The organism is Plantactinospora alkalitolerans (assembly GCF_015690345.1).
Classification (GTDB): Bacteria; Actinomycetota; Actinomycetes; order Mycobacteriales; family Micromonosporaceae; genus Plantactinospora; species Plantactinospora alkalitolerans.
In genome coordinates this window covers 25,522-42,932 of sequence record NZ_JADPUN010000074.1, presented here as the reverse complement: position 1 = coordinate 42,932, position 17,411 = coordinate 25,522, and the positions used below count along the sequence as shown (strand labels likewise).

At 71.7% G+C, this 17,411-nt stretch carries 18 protein-coding genes; 7 read left to right on the top strand and 11 right to left on the bottom strand.

The features are described from left to right. Window positions 1-66: 66 nt before the first annotated feature. The 5 genes from I0C86_RS05125 to I0C86_RS05105 form a co-directional block, all read right to left on the bottom strand. Window positions 67-819 carry a class I SAM-dependent methyltransferase gene (locus I0C86_RS05125; RefSeq protein ID WP_196200028.1) on the bottom strand — a complete coding sequence of 251 codons (753 nt, stop codon included), beginning with the start codon at window positions 817-819 and terminating at the stop codon, window positions 67-69. Between the two features lie 76 nt (window positions 820-895). Then, window positions 896-1,861 carry a prolyl aminopeptidase gene (gene pip, locus I0C86_RS05120; RefSeq protein ID WP_196200027.1) on the bottom strand — a complete coding sequence of 322 codons (966 nt, stop codon included), beginning with the start codon at window positions 1,859-1,861 and terminating at the stop codon, window positions 896-898. A gap of 65 nt (window positions 1,862-1,926) precedes the next feature. Beyond that, complete coding sequence (locus I0C86_RS05115) at window positions 1,927-3,414, bottom strand: B12-binding domain-containing radical SAM protein (protein WP_196200026.1); 1,488 nt, start codon at window positions 3,412-3,414, stop codon at window positions 1,927-1,929. A gap of 167 nt (window positions 3,415-3,581) precedes the next feature. Next, window positions 3,582-5,684, bottom strand: a complete 2,103-nt coding sequence (locus I0C86_RS05110) for a 3-hydroxyacyl-CoA dehydrogenase NAD-binding domain-containing protein (RefSeq protein WP_196200025.1) — start codon at window positions 5,682-5,684, stop codon at window positions 3,582-3,584. Beyond that, entirely contained in the window at window positions 5,681-6,880 is a 1,200-nt protein-coding gene (locus I0C86_RS05105) for a thiolase family protein (protein WP_196200024.1), read from the bottom strand. Before I0C86_RS05105 ends, I0C86_RS05110 begins: the two co-directional genes overlap by 4 nt. Window positions 6,881-7,007: 127 nt before the next feature. Here I0C86_RS05105 and I0C86_RS44345 point away from each other — a divergent pair, with 127 nt between their 5' ends. Together I0C86_RS44345 and galE are read left to right on the top strand one after the other, a co-directional pair. Beyond that, the gene (locus tag I0C86_RS44345; RefSeq protein WP_255527613.1) at window positions 7,008-7,142 is read left to right on the top strand and encodes a hypothetical protein; all 135 of its coding nucleotides are present in this window, start codon (window positions 7,008-7,010) and stop codon (window positions 7,140-7,142) included. After that, on the top strand, window positions 7,139-8,173 hold the full coding sequence (gene galE, locus I0C86_RS05100) for a UDP-glucose 4-epimerase GalE (RefSeq protein WP_196200023.1): 1,035 nt from the start codon (window positions 7,139-7,141) through the stop codon (window positions 8,171-8,173). The genes I0C86_RS44345 and galE overlap by 4 nt, the downstream gene beginning before the upstream one ends. Before the next feature lie 104 nt (window positions 8,174-8,277). Here galE and I0C86_RS05095 read toward each other — a convergent pair whose 3' ends face one another. Both I0C86_RS05095 and I0C86_RS05090 read right to left on the bottom strand, forming a co-directional pair. Then, window positions 8,278-9,597 (bottom strand): ribonuclease D, encoded by a 1,320-nt coding sequence (locus I0C86_RS05095; RefSeq protein WP_196200022.1) that lies wholly within the window; start codon window positions 9,595-9,597, stop codon window positions 8,278-8,280. Window positions 9,598-9,691: 94 nt separating this feature from the next. After that, the gene (locus I0C86_RS05090; protein WP_196200021.1) at window positions 9,692-10,264 is read right to left on the bottom strand and encodes a DUF3000 domain-containing protein; all 573 of its coding nucleotides are present in this window, start codon (window positions 10,262-10,264) and stop codon (window positions 9,692-9,694) included. 179 nt (window positions 10,265-10,443) lie between these two features. Between I0C86_RS05090 and hemE the strand changes: the two genes are divergently transcribed. Genes hemE through hemQ form a run of 3 tightly spaced genes read left to right on the top strand, consistent with a single transcriptional unit; the run spans window position 10,444 to window position 13,758 of the window. Then, window positions 10,444-11,526: a uroporphyrinogen decarboxylase gene (hemE, locus tag I0C86_RS05085; protein ID WP_196200020.1), complete on the top strand. Its 1,083-nt coding sequence runs from the start codon at window positions 10,444-10,446 to the stop codon at window positions 11,524-11,526. A gap of 34 nt (window positions 11,527-11,560) precedes the next feature. Continuing rightward, window positions 11,561-13,039, top strand: coding sequence for a protoporphyrinogen oxidase (gene hemG, locus I0C86_RS05080; protein ID WP_323373467.1), 1,479 nt, complete (start codon window positions 11,561-11,563; stop codon window positions 13,037-13,039). Further along, complete coding sequence (gene hemQ, locus I0C86_RS05075; RefSeq protein ID WP_196200019.1) at window positions 13,036-13,758, top strand: hydrogen peroxide-dependent heme synthase; 723 nt, start codon at window positions 13,036-13,038, stop codon at window positions 13,756-13,758. Before hemG ends, hemQ begins: the two co-directional genes overlap by 4 nt. Window positions 13,759-13,800: 42 nt before the next feature. Here the strand turns inward: hemQ and I0C86_RS05070 are convergent, their stop codons facing one another. From I0C86_RS05070 to msrB, 3 genes are all read right to left on the bottom strand, one after another. Next, window positions 13,801-14,286 (bottom strand): GNAT family N-acetyltransferase, encoded by a 486-nt coding sequence (locus I0C86_RS05070; protein WP_196200018.1) that lies wholly within the window; start codon window positions 14,284-14,286, stop codon window positions 13,801-13,803. Window positions 14,287-14,352: 66 nt separating this feature from the next. Further along, window positions 14,353-14,613 carry a Prokaryotic metallothionein gene (locus I0C86_RS05065; protein WP_196200017.1) on the bottom strand — a complete coding sequence of 87 codons (261 nt, stop codon included), beginning with the start codon at window positions 14,611-14,613 and terminating at the stop codon, window positions 14,353-14,355. 35 nt (window positions 14,614-14,648) lie between these two features. Then, on the bottom strand, window positions 14,649-15,083 hold the full coding sequence (gene msrB / locus I0C86_RS05060) for a peptide-methionine (R)-S-oxide reductase MsrB (protein ID WP_196200016.1): 435 nt from the start codon (window positions 15,081-15,083) through the stop codon (window positions 14,649-14,651). A 134-nt stretch (window positions 15,084-15,217) separates the two neighbouring features. Here msrB and I0C86_RS05055 point away from each other — a divergent pair, with 134 nt between their 5' ends. Together I0C86_RS05055 and ligD are read left to right on the top strand one after the other, a co-directional pair. Continuing rightward, the gene (locus tag I0C86_RS05055) at window positions 15,218-15,679 is read left to right on the top strand and encodes a hypothetical protein (RefSeq protein ID WP_196200015.1); all 462 of its coding nucleotides are present in this window, start codon (window positions 15,218-15,220) and stop codon (window positions 15,677-15,679) included. 45 nt (window positions 15,680-15,724) lie between these two features. Next, window positions 15,725-16,753 carry a non-homologous end-joining DNA ligase gene (gene ligD / locus I0C86_RS05050; protein ID WP_196200014.1) on the top strand — a complete coding sequence of 343 codons (1,029 nt, stop codon included), beginning with the start codon at window positions 15,725-15,727 and terminating at the stop codon, window positions 16,751-16,753. 124 nt (window positions 16,754-16,877) lie between these two features. On the opposite strand, the gene I0C86_RS05045 is transcribed toward ligD, so the two are convergent. Further along, window positions 16,878-17,345, bottom strand: coding sequence for a GNAT family N-acetyltransferase (locus I0C86_RS05045; RefSeq protein ID WP_196200013.1), 468 nt, complete (start codon window positions 17,343-17,345; stop codon window positions 16,878-16,880). Between the last annotated feature and the right edge of the window lie 66 nt (window positions 17,346-17,411).

The window sequence follows — 17,411 nt, the reverse complement described above, 5'->3', positions numbered from 1 at the left end:
TCTGTAGAAGAGGGGCCCCTTCCTAACAGCCCTTCCGGGGCGAGCTAACAGCCCTTCCGGGGCGAGCTAACAGCCCTTCCGGGCCAGCAGGGCGAACGTGTTGGGCAGTTGCCCCTGCCAGGCTGCTGCGGTGACGCCGTCGGGGCGCCAGAACGGCTCGGCGAACTCGGCAAGGTGCCGCAGTTCCAGCCCGGCTGCGAGTACCGCGTTCACGATCTCGCCGAGCGTCCGCTGCCACTCCCGCGCGCCATTGGCGGGAAAGGTGTCGTTGACGTGCGACCGCGCGAAGTAGCCGCGGTCGGGTCGGATCCGTGGTTCGTCGGAGTCCCAGCTCCAGAGCGGCACCGCCGGATGGCTCTCGTAGACGAACAGGTGGCCGGCGGGTCGGAGCAGCCGCGCGACGTCCCGCGCCCAGACGGCCAGATCCGGAATCCAGATCAGCGCACCCTTGCCGGTGTAGACGAGGTCGGCGCATCCGTCGCGCAGTGGAGCGCCGGGCAGTTCGGCGATGACGTACCGGCAGGGGATCCGCAACGCGCCCGCCCGGCGGCCGGCGGCGGTGGCCGCCACGGAGCTGAAGTCGACACCGACCACGGACCGCGCACCGGCGTGGACCAGGGCGGCGTCGTCGAGGCCGTGCCCGCTCTGCAGGTGTACGACGGTTGGCGACGACCGCAGCAGCGGCCGGAGGAGCGCGAGTTCCTGCGGGAACAGGGCTGAGCCGTGTCGCGCCCGGTCCAGCAGTTGGTGGTACTCCCGAACGTGCTTCTCGGACGCGTCTTCCCAGGCCGTCCGGTTCCGCCTGATCTCAGGATCCATCGTCCGACTGTCGACGCCTCCGCGCCGTACGTCCAGTCCTTCGCTTCGCCGGCGGGTCGTTCAACCGCACGCTGGTTCAGTTCGCCGTCGTGGCGAACCTGTCCAGAGTGTCGCGTACCCGGATCCGGGACGTGTCGCTGCCGGTGTGCCCGGAGTCTTCGACCACGACCAGTTCGGCGTCGGGCCAGGCGCGGGCGAGCGCCCAGGCGGTGTCGAGCGGGCTGCTCAGATCGAGGCGACCATGGATCAGCACGCCGGGGATGCCGGCCAGTCGAACCGCGTCGCGTAGCAGGGCATCCTCGGCCAGCCACGCGCCGTGCGCGAAGTAGTGCGCGCAGATCCGGACGAACGCCAGCAGCGCGTCGGGGGCCCGGTTGCTGTACGCGTCGGGTGTTCCGTTCGGCTCCATCGAGATGACCGTGTCCTCCCAGGCACACCAGGAGTTGGCGGCCCGGCCGCGTACGTCCGGGTCGGGGTGCTCCATCAGGCGCGCGTACGCGGCGACGAGGTCGCCGTCCCGGTCGGCCTCGGGTACGCCGTCGCGGAACCGTTCCCACTGCTCGGGGAAGAAGCGGCCGACTCCCCGGTAGAGCCAGTCGATCTCCGAGCGACGGGTCGTGGTGACGCCGAAGAGCACGATCTCGGAGACCCGCTCCGGGTGGCGTTCGGCGTACGCGAGGATGAGCGTGGAGCCCCACGAGCCGCCGTAGAGCAGCCACCGGTCGATGCCCAGGTGTTCCCGGAGCCGTTCCATGTCGGCGAGCAGGTGCCCGGTGGTGTTGCGGCTCAGGTCCGTGCCGGGATCGCTGGCGTGCGGCGTACTACGTCCGCAGCCACGCTGGTCGAACAGGACGAGCCGGTACCGGGCCGGGTCGAAGTAGCGGCGGATCCCCGGCGAGGCGCCGGACCCCGGTCCGCCGTGTACGACGAGCGCCGGCTTGCCCCGTGGCTTGCCGCAGGCCTCCCAGTACACGTGGTTGTCGTCCCCGACGTCGAGCAGCCCGTGGTCGTACGGATCGACCGGTGGATACAGCTCGACCATGTTCCGATCCTTCCGATCCGGGTCCGATTCCCCCGGCCCGACAATCCGACGAGGGGACGGTGCCGTCACGGTAGCCCGGTGATGTTCGCACTTCCCAGCCCGGGCGCCCCGTCCGGCCGGGCGGTCCGGGTCCGATGATCCGCGCGAGCGGTGTGATCGGTCGGGACCGTCCGGCGGTCAGTGGCCGGGCGCTCGCCGAAGCCGCCGAGCACCGCCTCGAGCAGCGGCAGTGCGTGCAACACCCGGCGGGCCCGGATCACCGCGTCCCAGGCCGGTTCGAACTTCTTCCACCCGCCCGCGTACGCGACATGTCGCAGCCGCCCCCGCAGGCTGTCCTTGCCGGCCGCCCCGCGCCAGATCGCCGGCCAGCGGTAGAAGTTCCGGTACGCCCGGTGGTAGCCGTCGGTGAGTTGACTCGCGGTGAGCCGGCTCGGCCGGTAGACGACCTGGCGGGTGTCGTACCGGTCCCAGTCCCGGTGCAGCATCCGCCCCTCGGCCTCCATCCGGTCGTACAGGGCGGTTCCCGGGTACGGGGTGAGGATATGGAAGGTGGCCGTCTCCACGCCCTGCTCCACCGCCCAGTCCACCGTACGGTCGAACACGTCGGGCCCGTCGTCGAGCCCGAAGACGAAGCTGCCGTTGACCATCACCCCGTGGTCGTGCAGCCGGCGGACCACGGCGGAGTAGTCACGGCCGATGTTCTGCCGCTTGCGGGTGGCCGCGAGGTTGCCGTCGTTGACCGTCTCGAATCCCACGAAGAGGCTGCGCAGCCCGGCCCCGACGGCGCGTTCGAGCAGGTCGGGGGCGAGCACGGCGTCGACGGTGCCGGCCGCCTGCCAGAGCCGGCCCATCCCGGCCATCCCGTCGAACAGGGCGGTGGCGAAGCGCCGGTTGCCGAACAGATGGTCGTCGAGGAAGTACAGGTGCTGGCCGGGCAGCCGGTCGATCTCGGCGAGCGCGTCGTCGACCGCCTGGGTGTAGAACGACTTCCCACCGGCGAAGAACGCGTCCTTGTAGCAGAAGTCGCAGTGGTGGGGACAACCCCGGGACACGACGATCGAGTTCGGTACCAGGTAGCGGTGCCGGGCGATCAGGTCCCGGCGTACCGGGGGCAGACCGGCGAGGGTGCGGGTGGTGGAGACGTACCGCCGCTGCGGCTCGCGGCGGCGCAGGTCGGCCAGGAACACCGGCCAGGTGTCCTCGCCGGGGCCGAGGAAGATCGTGTCGGCATGTCGGGCGGCCTCGTCCGGCAGCGCGGTGACGTGCAGGCCACCGAGTACGACGTACGCGCCACGGGCCCGGTAGTGGTCGGCGATCTCGTACGACCGGCGGGCCGAGGTGATGTAGACCTGGATCACCACGAGGTCGGGCGTCACCCCGTCATCGAGGTTCAGCCGCTCGACGTGCTCGTCGTGCAGGCTGACCTGGGTGTCCGGTGGCAGGTAGCCGGCCAGGGTGGCCAGTCCCAGGGGTGGGAACAGCGAGTACTTGACCGGTCGGAAGAACGGGCTGGTCGCCTCGGTCAGGGCCGGCAGGATCAGTTTGACACGCATGGTGTCGACGCTAGGCAGCGCTTGCGGGGCCGCTGTGCCGTCGAGGTGCAGACCTCGTGAAGAAAGATCTGCCGATCGCGGTGACCGGGGACCCTGGCGTACGGCGCGGGAGGTGCCGCGAGCCGGACAGGTCCCCGATCACCACGATCTCGGGGGATGGAGAACGATCAGGAGGGCAGGCTGGCCACGCCCGGGGGCAGGAAGCGGCGGCCGGTGACCCGTTCGGAGGTGCCGCTCCGGTCCAGGTACGGCGTGACGCCGCCGAGGTGGAACGGCCAGCCCGCGCCGAGCAGCATGCACAGGTCGATGTCCTGTGGCTCGGCCACCACGCCCTCGTCCAGCATCAGCCGGGTCTCCTGGGCGAGCGCGTCCAGCGCGCGCTGACGTACCTCTTCGGAGGTCAGCGGCGACGAACCTACCTGGAGCAGCCCGGCGACCTCGGGGTTGACGGCACCGTCGACCACGAACGGCTGGCCGGACTCGGCGATCCGCCGCAGGTTCTCGCTGACCCCGAACCGGTCCGGGAACGCGGCGTGCAGCGTCCCGCCGACGTGGTACGCCACCGCCGGTCCGACGAGTTGGAGGAGTGCCAGCGGGCGCATCGGCAGGCCGAGCGGGTCGAGCGCGGCGTCGGCCACCTCCGGCGGGGTGCCCGCGTCCACGGCCGCGAAGATCTCGCCGAGGAAGCGGGTGAGCAGCCGGTTCACCACGAACGCCGGGGCGTCGGCGACCAGTACGCAGGACTTGCGCAGTGTCTTGCCGACCGCGAACGCGGTGGCCAGGGTGGCGTCGTCGGTCCGCTCGCCCCGGACGATCTCCAGCAGGGGCAGGACGGCGACCGGGTTGAAGAAGTGGAACCCGACCACCCGCTCCGGATGTTCCAGGTCGGCGGCCATGGCGCTGACCGACAGCGAGGAGGTGTTGGTCGCGAGCACCGCCTCCGGCGGAACGATCTTCTCCAGTTCCGCCCACACCTGCTTCTTGACGGCCAGGTCCTCGAAGACGGCCTCGATCACGAAGTCGGCGTCGGCGAAGACGCTCTTGTCGACCGAGCCGCTGACCAGGCCGCGCAGCGTGGCGGCCGTACCCTCGGCGAGTCGGCCCTTGCCGACCAGCTTGTCGATCTCGCCGTGCACGTAGCCGACGCCTTTGTCCACCCTGGACTGGTCGAGGTCGGTGAGCACCACCGGCACCTGGAGCCGGCGGGCGAACAGGAGCGCGAGCTGCGAGGCCATCAGGCCGGCGCCGACGATGCCGACCTTGGTCACCGGACGGGCCAGCTCCTTGTCCGGTGCGCCGGCCGGTCGCTTGGCCCGCCGCTGCACCAGGTCGAAGGAGTACAGGCCGCTGCGTAGCTCCTCGCTGAAGACCAGCTCGGCCAGCGCCTCCACCTCGGCGACCATTCCGGCGGGCAGGTCCTCCGGGTTCTCGCCCGGGGTACGCCGGGCCGGCGCCTCCCGGGCCAGCTCCAGCAGCTCCAGCGCCTTGTACGCGGCCGGGACCGCGCCGTGCAACCGCTCGTCCAGCATCTGCCGGGCGAAGTAGAGCACGCCGTCCCACATCTCGCGGTCGACCTCGGGCCGGGTCACCTCGACGTCGCCGCGCACCACCCCGGCGGCCCACTCCAGTGAGCGTTCCAGGAAGTCGGCCGGTTCGAGGACCACGTCGGCGATGCCCAGCTCGGCCGCCTGCTTCGGCTTGAGCATCTTGTTCTGCATCAGCGGGTTCTGGATGATCACCTGCGCGGCACCGGCGATGCCGATCAGGTTCGGCAGCAGTTGGGTACCGCCCCAGCCCGGGACCAGACCGAGGGAGACCTCGGGCAGGGCCAGCGCCGCCGCGCCGCCGGAGAGGGTCCGGTAGTGACAGTGCAGGGCCAGCTCCAGGCCGCCGCCCATGGCGGCACCGTTGACGAAGGCGAACGTCGGCACGGTGCTGCCGCGCAGCCGGGCGAAGACCCGGTGTCCGAGCAGACCGATCTCGCGGGCCTGGTCCCGGTCGGCCAGCAGCGGCAGGCCGGTCAGGTCGGCGCCGACGCAGAAGATGTACGGCTTGCCGGTGACCGCGATGAACGCCGGATCGGCCGCCAACGCTCCGGTGACCGCCTCGTCCAGACTGGACAGTCCGGCCGGACCGAAGGTGTTCGGCCGGGTGTGGTCGAAGCCGTTGTCCAGGGTGATCAGTGCGGCCGGACGGTCCAGGCCGGGTACGTCCACCAGCCGCAGCAACGACCGGGTGACCACCTCGTTGGGGTTACGCGGAACCGTCACTTGTCCTCGCCGCCTTCCCAGTTGGGGTTCTCCCAGATGACCGTGCCACCCATGCCGATACCGATGCACATCGCGGTGACGCCGTACCGCACCTCGGGGTGCTCCGCGAACTGCCGGGAGAGCTGGGTCATCAGCCGTACCCCGGAGGAGGCGAGCGGATGGCCGATGGCGATCGCGCCGCCCCACTGGTTGACCCGGGGGTCGTCGTCGGCGATGCCGAAGTGGTCGAGGAAGGCCAGCACCTGTACCGCGAACGCCTCGTTCAGCTCGAACAGGCCGATGTCCTCGATGGACAGTCCGGCGATCCGCAGCGCCTTCTCGGTCGACGGGATCGGGCCGTAGCCCATCACCTCCGGCTCGACCCCGACGAAGCCGTACGAGACCAGCCGCATCCCCACCGGCAGCCCCAGTTCCCGGGCGACGTCCTCGGCGGCGAGCAGGCTGGCGGTGGCGCCGTCGTTGAGCCCGGCCGCGTTGCCGGCGGTGACCCGCCCGTGTGGCCGGAACGGCGTCTTCAGGGTGGCCAGCTTCGCGAGCGACGTCTCGCGGGGCGCCTCGTCGACGCTGGCCAGCCCCCAGCCGGTTTCCGGGTCGCGTACCGCCACCGGCACCAGGTCGCCCTGGAGTTTGCCGTTGGCGTACGCCTTGGCGGTCCTGAGCTGTGAGGCGAGCGCGAACGCGTCGGCGCGCTCCTTGGTGATCTGCGGGACCCGGTCGTGCAGGTTCTCCGCCGTGGAGCCCATCACCAGGGCGGACGGGTCGACCAGTTTCTCGGCCAGGATTCTCGGGTTCGGATCGACGCCCTCACCCATCGGATGCCGGCCCATGTGCTCGACCCCGCCGGCGATCGCCACGTCGTACGCGCCCATGGCGATGCCGCCGGCTACGGTGGTGACCGCGGTCATCGCGCCGGCGCACATCCGGTCGATGGCGTAACCCGGCACGGTCCTGGGCAGACCCGCCAGCAGCGCGGCGGTTCGGCCGATGGTGAGGCCCTGGTCGCCGATCTGGGTGGTGGCGGCGATGGCCACCTCGTCGACCCGCTCCGGCGGCAGCTGCGGGTTCCGCCGCATCAGTTCGCGGATGCAACGGATCACCAGATCGTCGGCGCGGGTGTGGGCGTACATCCCACCTGCCTTGCCGAACGGGGTGCGGACGCCGTCGACGAAGACGACCTCCCGGACTTCACGGGGCACTTGAGCCTCCTCTTCGACCACGATCCGGCTTCGCACCGGAGGACGGTCGACGGCACGGGCATGTACCTCGGATGCTACTAGCCGGTAACTAATGTCGTTCGAGTCCCCCGTGTGGTCCGGAGCACATATGGTCCGGCTGGATGACCGTAATCCCGCCATCAGCCGTCAAACGGCCACCAATGGCGAAAAGCGGCTGGATCGGGCGTGCGGCATCGACGCCGGTGGCCCGGATGTGTCGGCGCGGGCGGAGGTGCGGAAATGAAGGTGCTGGTCGCTGGGGGTGCGGGCTTCATCGGCAGCACCATCGCGTCGGCCTGCCTGGATGGCGGCATCGAGCCGGTGATCCTGGACAACCTCTGCACCGGGCGGGTCGAGTTCACCCGGGGCCGGACCTTCTACCGGGGCGACATCGCCGACGGCCCGCTGGTCGACCGGATCTTCGCCGAGCATCCCGAGATCAGCGCCGTGGTGCACGCGGCGGCGCTGATCGTGGTGCCGGAGTCGGTGGCCGAGCCGCTGCGCTACTACCGGGAGAACGTCGCCAAGTCGCTGGACTTCGTCGACCACGTACTGCGCAACGGGACGCACCGGTACGTCTTCAGCTCCTCCGCCTCGATCTACCGCACCGGTGAGGACTTCTCCGTCGACGAGACGTCGCCGCTGGAGCCGACCAGCCCGTACGCCCGGACCAAGGCGTTGATGGAGATGGTGCTCGCCGACACCGCCGAGGCCACCCCGCTGCGGGTGCTCTCGCTGCGCTACTTCAACCCGATCGGCGCGGATCCCGAACTGCGTACCGGACTCCAGGTGGCCCGGCCGACCCATGCCCTGGGCCGGATGATCAGTGCCTGGGAGGACGACGAGGAGTTCCTGATCACCGGCACCGACTGGCCCACCCGGGACGGCTCCGGAATCCGTGACTACGTACACGTCTGGGACCTGGCCCGGGCGCACGTCCAGGCGCTGCGCCGGTTCGACGAGATCCTTCCGGCCGGCGGCGACCGGTCCGTGGAGGTGGTCAACCTCGGTACCGGCGACGGCACCACGGTGCGGGAACTCGTCGCCGCCTTCGCCGAGGCGGTGGGGCCGCTGCGGATCCGGGAGGCACCGGCCCGGCCGGGCGACGGAGCCGGCTCGTTCACCCGCAGCACCCGGTGTCGCAGCCTCCTCGACTGGAAGCCGGAGTTCTCGGTCGCGGACGCGATCCGGCACTCCCTGGCCTGGGCCCGGATCCGCGACCAGGTGCTCGGTGCCCGTGCGGAGGTGCCGGTGGAGCGGGTTCCGGCGCGCTGACGCCCGGCACCTCCCGATCGTCCTCGGCCGGAACCCCCGCCGTCGGCGGTACCGGGTCACCCGGCCGGTGAGGTCCGGCCGGGTGACCATCGATGCCAGGGACGTCAGGCCGGTTCGACCAGCGCCACCGCGAGTTCCTCGGAGATCAGGCCGACCTGCCAGCTCCGGGCGCCGTAACCGCGCAGCGTCTCGGCGACCGTCTCCGGGCTGATCTCCTCGGGCGGGATCCAGGCCATCCGGCGTACCGAGTCGGGTGTGATCAGGTTCTCCGGCGGCAGGGTGTGCGCGGCGGCGATCCGGGTGACCACCTCACGGCACCTCGCCAGCCGGGCCGCCGCCACCGGATCCCGTTCCGCCCAGCGGTGCGGCGGCGGCGGGCCGTCGATCGTCGGGCTCACCGGCAACGCGTCGTCCGGCAGTTGCCGGGCGTCGGCCAACGCGTCCAGCCAGGTGCGGACGAGCCGGCGTACCGACCGTCCGCCGAAGCCGGGCAGCATCAGCAGGGTCCGCTCGTCCTTCGGATCCATCTCGGCGGCAGCGATGATCGCCGCGTCCGGCAGTACCCGGCCGGGTGCGGAGTCGCGACGGGAGGCGATCTCGTCCCGGGCGTACCACAGCGACCGGACCCGGGCCTGGGCCCGCGCCCCCCGGACCCGGTGGATGCCGGAGGTACGACGCCACGGGTCGGGACGCTGCCGGAGCGGCTGGGCACCCCAGGCCACCAGCGCGGCGAACTCCTCCGCCGCCCACTTGTCCTTGCCCTGGCGTTCCAGCTCGACCGCCAGCGCGTCCCGCAGGTCCGTGAGCATCTCCACGTCCAGCGCGGCGTAGGTCAGCCAGGACTCCGGCAGCGGCCGGCTGGACCAGTCGGCGGCGGAATGGTGCTTCTCGAGGGTGAAGCCGAGTAGCGCTTCGGTCAGCGCGGCCAGACCGACCCGCTCGAAACCGGCCAGCCGGGCGGCCAGTTCGGTGTCGAAGAGTCGGCGTGGGCGTAGGCCGAGGTCGGCCAGGCAGGCGAGGTCCTGACTGGCGGCATGGAGTACCCACTCGGCGTCGGCGATGGCCTCGTCGAGGGTACGGAGATCGCCCAGGGGCAGCGGGTCGATGAGCACGGTGCCCGCCCCGGCTCGCCGGAGCTGGACCAGGTAGGCGCGTTGACTGTATCGATAGCCGGAGGCGCGTTCGGCGTCAACGGCGACCGGGCCGGTGCCCTCGGCGAATCGGGACACCAGGTCGGCCAGGCCGGCGGGTGTCTCGATCGGCGCCGGGGTGCCGTCACGAGGGGCGAGAAGCGGTACGGGCCCGCCGGGCGTTGGGTCGGGCCCCACGGTCTCGGGTTCCGGCGCGGGCGCCGGAAGGCTGTGCGGCTCGTCCCCTGCTCGGCGTTGCGCGGCCCGACGGCGCAGGGGTGGTTCGTCGGTCACCTGACAACCCTAGTCTTAGCCCCGATCCCTCCGACGCAGCCGGTCCGGCGAGTCGGGTCCGGTGCGACGGCTGGGGCGATTGGAACGATTGGGATCAGGCGGCCCCGGCGGGGCGGGACTGGGGCAGCGCGGTGACTCCGGGCGGCGGCAGGCCGGCGGTGGAGGCGAGCAGGGTGCACCAGGCCAGCAGATGGGCCCGCAGGTCGTCGTCCGTCGGGGTCCAGGAGGCGCGGATCTCGATGTCACCGGCGGCCGGCGGGCCGGACAGGTCACCGAACCGGGTCGACATGGTCTGTGTCACCGTGCCGCCGAGCGCCCGGTACGCGGCCTCCCGGGTCTGGAGCGCATCGGTCAGCCAGGTCCAGCCGACGCCGGGCAGCAGCGGGTCGGCGGCGAGGTCGATCTCGAGTTCGGCGGTGACGTAGGTGACCAGGCGCAGGGTGCCCTGCCACGCCTCGTGCCCGGCGGGATCGTGCAGCAGGATCAGGCGTCCGGTCGCCACCTCCTCGCCGCCGCGCCGCACCAGAGCGCTCAGCGCGAAGGCGTACGGGGCCAGCCGCTGCGGGGCGCCGACCTCTTCCAGCAGGATCTCCGCGCGCGGCTCCGCCGAGCGCAACCCGGCCACCGCGCGGGCGAAGGTCTCGGGTTGCACGATCGGGGACGCCATATCCGCAGCCTAAGCCGATCGTGTGCGAGGTGGTGGACCGCCGCGCCGGGCAGGTGGGGCCCGGGGGCGCCGACGGGCCCGGGGCTGGCGGCCCGTGGTCAGCTCCGGGTTGGCCGGGTACGCCACAAAACCCGGCGGTGCGCGTCGCCGGCAACGGGCCGCGTGGCACGATTGCGCCGATGAGCACCACGACTGCGGGCAACGCCGCCCGAGACGACAGACCGACCACCGGCGGGCCGGCGGATTCAGCGTTCGTCCGGGCCTGCCGGCGCGAGCCGGTACCGCACACCCCGGTCTGGTTCATGCGGCAGGCGGGCCGCTCGCTGCCGGAGTACCGGGAGGTCCGGGCCGGCATCGGCATGCTGGACTCCTGTCGCCGGCCCGAACTGGTCCGCGAGATCACCCTCCAGCCGGTACGCCGGCACCACGTCGACGCGGCGATCCTGTTCAGCGACATCGTCGTACCGGTGGCCGCCGCCGGGGTGGACCTGGACATCGTGCCCGGCACCGGCCCGGTGGTGGCCGAGCCGGTCCGCACCCTCGCCGACGTCGAGCGGATCCGCCCGATCGACCCCGCCGATGTGTCCTATGTGGACGAGGCGGTCCGGCTGCTCGTCGGCGAACTCGGGAACACCCCGCTGATCGGGTTCGCCGGTGCGCCGTTCACCCTGGCCAGCTACCTCGTCGAGGGCGGGCCGTCGCGCAACCACCTGCGAACCAAGGCGCTGATGCACGGCGCTCCCGACATCTGGCACGCGCTGCTCGGCCGGCTGGCCGAGATCACCCTGACCTTCCTCCGGGTGCAGATCGCCGCCGGTGTCTCGGCGGTCCAGCTCTTCGACTCGTGGGCCGGAGCGCTCTCCGAGGCCGACTACCGTCGGTTCGTGCTGCCGCACTCGGCGGCGGTGCTGGGCGGGCTGGCCGGCGCCGGCGTGCCACGCATCCACTTCGGGGTCGGCACCGCCGAACTGCTCGGCGCGATGTCCGAGGCCGGGGCGGACGTCGTCGGAGTGGACTGGCGTACCTCGCTGGACGCGGCGACCGTGCGGATCGGGCCGGACAAGGCGATACAGGGCAATCTCGACCCGGCGCTCCTGTTCGCGCCCTGGCCGGTGATCGAGGCCGAGGTGCGGCGGGTGCTCGCCGAGGGCGCCAACACGCCCGGACACATCTTCAACCTCGGGCACGGAGTGCTGCCGGAGACCGACCCGGAGGTGTTGACCCGGGTCGTCGCCCTGGTCCACGAGGCGTCCGCGAGCTGACCGGGAAGGCGGGCCGCGTGAGCGAGGTGACGGCGTGAACGGCACGACATCCGGCGGTGGCCTGCGGATCGCCGTGGTCGGTGGCGGAATCGCCGGGCTGGCCGCCGCCGTACGGCTGCGCGACCGGCTTCCCCCGGACACCACGATCACCGTGTACGAGCAGTCCGGCGACCTCGGCGGCAAGCTCCGCACCGGTTCGCTGGCCGGTTCGACTGTCGAGTTCGGCGCCGAGGCGTTCCTGGTCCGTGACCCGGACGGCGGGGACTCCGCCGCGGTCGCGCTGGCCCGCCGGGTCGGGCTGGCCGACGAGCTGGTGAATCCCGCGACCGGGCGGGCGGCACTGGCGATCGGTGACGAGCTGCGACCGATGCCCGCCGGCACCTTGGTCGGGGTACCCGGAGACCTGGACTCGGTGGCGGCGGTGGCCCGGCCGGCGGCGGAGCGGGACCGCGACGGCGGCGGCCCGTTGCTCGCGCCGGCCGAGGATCCGACGGTCGGCGAGCTGGTCCGGCGCCGGCTCGGCGACGAGGTGGTCGACCGGCTGGTCGACCCGATGCTCGGCGGGGTCTACGCCGGCCGGGCCGACGAACTGTCCCTGGCCGCGACGATGCCCGGACTGGCCCACGCGGCACGGACCGAGTCGACCCTCACCGGGGCCGTACGGGCGGCCCTGGCCGCCGCACCACGCCCGGCCGGCGCACCGGTCTTCGCGACCGTACGCGGCGGGGTGAGCCGGCTGGTGGCCGCCGCCGCCGCGACCAGCCGCGCCCAGATCAGGTTGAACGCGGCGGTACGTGAACTCGTGCCCATCCCGACCGGCTGGCGGCTGGTCATCGGCCCGACCCGCGAACCGGAGCTGGTCGAGGTCGACGCGGTGGTGCTGGCCCTGCCGGCCCGCCCGGCCGCCCGGCTGCTGGCCGGCGTCGACGTCGCGGTCGGCGCGTTGGTCGGCCGGCTGGACTACGCCAGCATGGCGCTGGTCAGCCTGGCGCTGCCCGAGGGCGCGCTCTCCACCGCGACCTCCCACGCCGGCGGGCCGACCGGATCCGACGCGCTGGTGCCGGCGGAGCTGTCCGGCTTCCTGGTGCCGGCGACCGAGGGCACTCTGATCAAGGCGGCCACCTTCTTCACCAGCAAGTGGGCGCACCTGCGACGGCCGGACGGCACCGTGCTGCTGCGCGCCTCGGTCGGCCGGTACGGCGAGGAGCACCTCCTGCAACGCGCCGACGACGAGCTGGTCTCGGCCGTACACCGGGAGTTGGCCGCGCTGCTCGGGCCCGGGCTGCCCGAACCGGTCGCCAGCCACGTGCAACGCTGGGGCGGGGCCCTGCCGCAGTACGCCCCCGGTCACCTGGACCGGGTGGCCGCGGCCCGGACGGCCCTGCGGACCGCGCATCCCCACCTTGCGCTGGCCGGTGCCGGCTACGACGGGGTGGGCATCCCGATCTGTGTACGGTCCGGGGAGACCGCGGCGGAGGAGATCATCAAGGTGTTGGGAGTGTCGAGGGCATGAGCGCGGAGCAGAGCGACGGTTCGGAGCAGAGCAACGCGGCGCGGCTGCGGAAGCTGAACGAGAGCATCCGGTACACGATGTGGTCGGTGTTCCGGGCCGCCGGCCCGCTGCCGGAGGCGCGCGACGGCGTCGCCGCCGAGGTGGAGTCGCTGTTCTCCGAGCTCGCCGGCAAGGACGTGGAGGTGCGGGGCAGCTACGACGTCTCCGGGCTGCGCGCCGACGCCGACCTGATGATCTGGTGGCACTCGGCGTCGAGTGACGCGCTCCAGGACGCGTACGGGCGACTGCGGCGTACCGTCCTCGGCCGGAACCTCGTCCCGGTCTGGTCGCAGATGGCACTGCACCGGCCGGCGGAGTTCAACAAGAGCCACGTTCCGGCGTTCCTGGCCGGCGAGCCCGCTCGCGCCTACATCTGCGTCTACCCGTTCGTCCGCTCGTACGAGTGGTACCTGCTGCCGGATGCCGAACGCCGGGAGATGCTGGCCGAGCACGGCAGGATGGCGCGCGGCTATCCGGACGTCCGGGCGAACACGGTGGCCTCGTTCGCGCTCGGCGACTACGAGTGGATGCTCGCCTTCGAGGCCGACGAGTTGCACCGGATCGTCGACCTGATGCGGGACCTGCGGGCCTCCCGGGCCCGCCGGCACGTCCGCGAGGAGCTGCCGTTCTACACTGGCCGCCGTCGCGACATCGGCGAGCTGGTCAACGCGCTTCCGTAGTCACCACCGTCGCCGGAACGCGGTCAGTGTCCCGGGTCGCGATCAGTGTCCCGGGTCGCGCCGCATCGGGACGTGCGGGATGCCGTCCTCGACGTACTCCGGACCGCTGGGGGTGAAGCCGTAGCGGGCGTAGAAGTCGACCAGGTACGACTGGGCCTCCAGTACGCACGTCCGGTGTCCGACCACGGTCAGCGCCTCGGCCATCAGTCGCCCGGCGTGCCCGCCGCCCCGGTCGGACCGGGCCACGGCGACCCGGCCGATCCGCTCCACGCCGTCGGGGTCGGAGAGCAGCCGGAGGTACGCGATCGGCAGCCCGTTCCGGGACAGCCACAGGTGCCGGGCGCCCGGCTCGACGTCGCGCCCGTCGAGTTCGGGGTAGGCGCACTCCTGCTCCACGACGAAGACGTCGACCCGGAGCTTCAGCAGGTCGTGCAGGGTCCGGGCGTTGAGGTCGGCGAAGGACGCGACCCGGAACTCGGCCTGTTGCGTGGAATGCGCCTGCGGCGGGTGCGTCTGCGGCTGATGCATCCCGCGATGTTAGTGCGCCCGCGCCGCGGGCCGCCGCTGACCGCCCTGTCGGGCGGCCGCGGACGGTCAGGCCGGTCGGGCTCCCACGGCGTCCCGGATCTCCGCCCCGCGCTCGCCTTCGACCGCCCGCGCGCAGTGCGCACAGCAGAAGAACCGGCCGGACACCTCGACGCCGTGTCCGATGATCCGGACCCCGCAGTGTTCACAGACCGGGGCGAGCTTGTGGGCCGCACACTCGAACGAGTCGAACGTGTGCACGTCGCCGCTCATGGTCCGGACCTCGAACGCCAGCCAGTAGTCGTTTCCGCAGACCTCGCAGGTCGCCATGACAAACCCCCCGTTTAGGACATCTGCCCCAGATCCTACGTGCCCAGCGGGTCGAGGCGCATGGAGACCGAGTTGATGCAGTACCGGGCGTTCGTCGAGGTGTACCCCTCACCGTCGAAGCGGTGCCCGAGGTGGGAGTCACAGTTGGCACACCGGACCTCGACCCGGACCATCCCGAGCGAGTGGTCCTCCACGTAACGGATCGCGCCGGGCAGCGCCTTGTCGAAGCTCGGCCAGCCGCAGTGCGAGTCGAACTTCGTGTCACTGGCGAAGAGTTCCACGCCGCAGGCCCGGCAGTGGTAGGTGCCGGGAGTCGTGGTCTCCACGTACTCCCCGGTCCAGGGGCGTTCCGTGCCGGCCTTGCGCAGCACCCGGAACTCCTCCGGGCTCAGCCGTACCCGCCACTCTTCCTCGCTGGTCGGAAGCCCGCTCTGCCCGTCGGTCCGGGCACTGTTGTCGTCGACAGCCATACCCCTACGGTACGGCGGAGATCTTCGACCCGACGGGCACCGGGTAATCACCGGTCGGGACATCCGGTCGTTGACAGGACATGCGGGCGGCCACCAGGCCGGGCGGGAACAGTCGGAGGCGGCACCAGGATCCGGTGCTGGCCGAATTCCGGCTGACCTGGCGGCAGGCGCTGGTCCGAGGGCTCCGCTGGGGCGGACTGGGCAGTGCCGCCGTGCTCGTGATCGTCACCTCCGTACCCGGCGAGCGTGAGCTGTCGGAACTGGTCTGGATCGCCGTACTCGTGCCGCTGCCGCTCGGTGCGCTGTGCGGGACCGCCACCCGGTTCCGGGTCCTGACCCGGCTCGACGAGACGGGGATCCGCAGCCGTTCGTTCGGCCCGCGCGCCTTCGTGTCCTGGCACAGCGCGATCGCCGTCCGGGCGGAGCGCCGTGGCGCCCGTACCCTCGTCGCGGTCTATCTCGTCGACGGCAGCACGCTGCGGCTCCGGGCGCCGTACGACGGCGGACCGCTGGACCGGGATCCCCGGTTCGAACAGAAGCTGGTGTTGATCGGCCAGCTCTGGGAGGCGCATCTGTACGGCAACCCGCCCGACTGATCCCCATCGGCCGCCGATGTCGGACCGGTGGCATAGGGTCGCGGGATGGGTGGCAGCGCGAAGGCGAAGCCCGTCGAGGTCGAGGTGGCCGGGCACACGGTACGGCTGAGCAGTCCGGACCGGGTCTACTTTCCGCGTCGAGGGTTCACCAAAAAGGACATGTTCGACTACTACCTCTCGGTCGGCGATGGGATCATGCGGGCCCTCGGCAACCGGCCGACGGCGTTGCAGCGCTTCCCCGAGGGCATCGAGGGGGAGATGTTCTACCAGAAGCGGGTGCCGGCCCGGGGCGTACCGCCGTGGATCCAGACCGCGAAGATCCAGTTTCCGAGCGGCCGGAGCGCCGACGAACTCTGCCCTGCCGATCTGGCCCACGTCGCCTGGGCCGCCCAGATGGGGACGGTGGTGTTCCACCCCTGGCCGGTCCGGGGCACCGACGTGGACCGCCCGGACGAGCTGCGGATCGACCTCGACCCGCAGCCGGGCACCGACTTCGGCGACGCGGTCGAGGCGGCCGGCGAGGTGCGGGCGCTGCTCGACGAGTTGGGCGCGGTCGGCTACCCGAAGACCTCCGGCGGCCGGGGAGTGCACATCTACCTGCGGATCGAGCCCCGCTGGACCTTCACCGAGGTGCGTCGAGCCGTGATCGCCTTCGCCCGGGAGATCGAACGCCGCCGCCCGGAGCTGGTCACCACCTCGTGGTGGAAGGAACAGCGCGGCGAGAAGGTCTTCGTCGACTACAACCAGATGGCCCGGGACCGGACCATCGCCTGCGCCTACTCGCTGCGAGCCAACGCCCGGGCCACCGTCTCGACACCGGTCACCTGGGACGAACTTCCGGACGTGGAGCCGGACGACTTCGACCTGCGTACCGTGCCGGAGCGGGTGGCGAAGATCGGCGATCCGCACGCCGGCATCGACGACACACCCTGGGACATCACGCCGCTGCTCGAATGGGCCGACCGCGACGACCACGACGGCTCCGGCGACCTGCCCTACCCGCCCGACCATCCGAAAATGCCCGGCGAACCGAAACGGGTCCAGCCGTCCAAGGACCGGGACCGCAAGGCCTGACCGGCCGAGGGCGTCGACGCGCTGGGTCGACTCCGTCGGCAGGGCACATACCGGTTGAGTGATATGCCACCAAGTCATAATTATGCCGCCGAGTCATATCGCTCAACGGCACATCATCCAGGCGTCAGAGCGACAGTTTCATGCCCTCGTGGCTGGGCTGGAAGCCGAGCGAGACGTAGAAGCGGTGCGCGTCCGTACGCTGTTTGTCGGTGGTCAGCTGGACCAGTCCGCAGCCGCGCTCCCGGGCCTGGTCCACGGCCCAGGTCATCATCGCCCGGCCGATCCCGGCGCCACGCAGGTCGGACCGGACCCGTACCGCCTCGATCTGGAGCCGTTCGGCGCCGCGTCGGCTCATCGACGGGATGAAGGTGAGCTGCATCGTGCCGACCAGTTCACCGCCGCGCTCGGCGACCACCAGTTCGTTGCGCGGATCGGCGTCGACAGCGTCGAATCCGGCCCAGTAGGCGGCGTCGATCTCCTCGCTCACCGGATGTCCCGGATACCGCGCGGCGCTGACCTCGTCGTCGTGCAACATCGCCACGATCGCCGGTACGTCGGCCCGGAGCGCCGTCCGGAGGACCAGGTCTGCCATTGCGAAAGCGTGACACATCGGGTCCGGTCGACTGCGGGGCCCCGGCCCGGTGGTCGACCGGCGGAC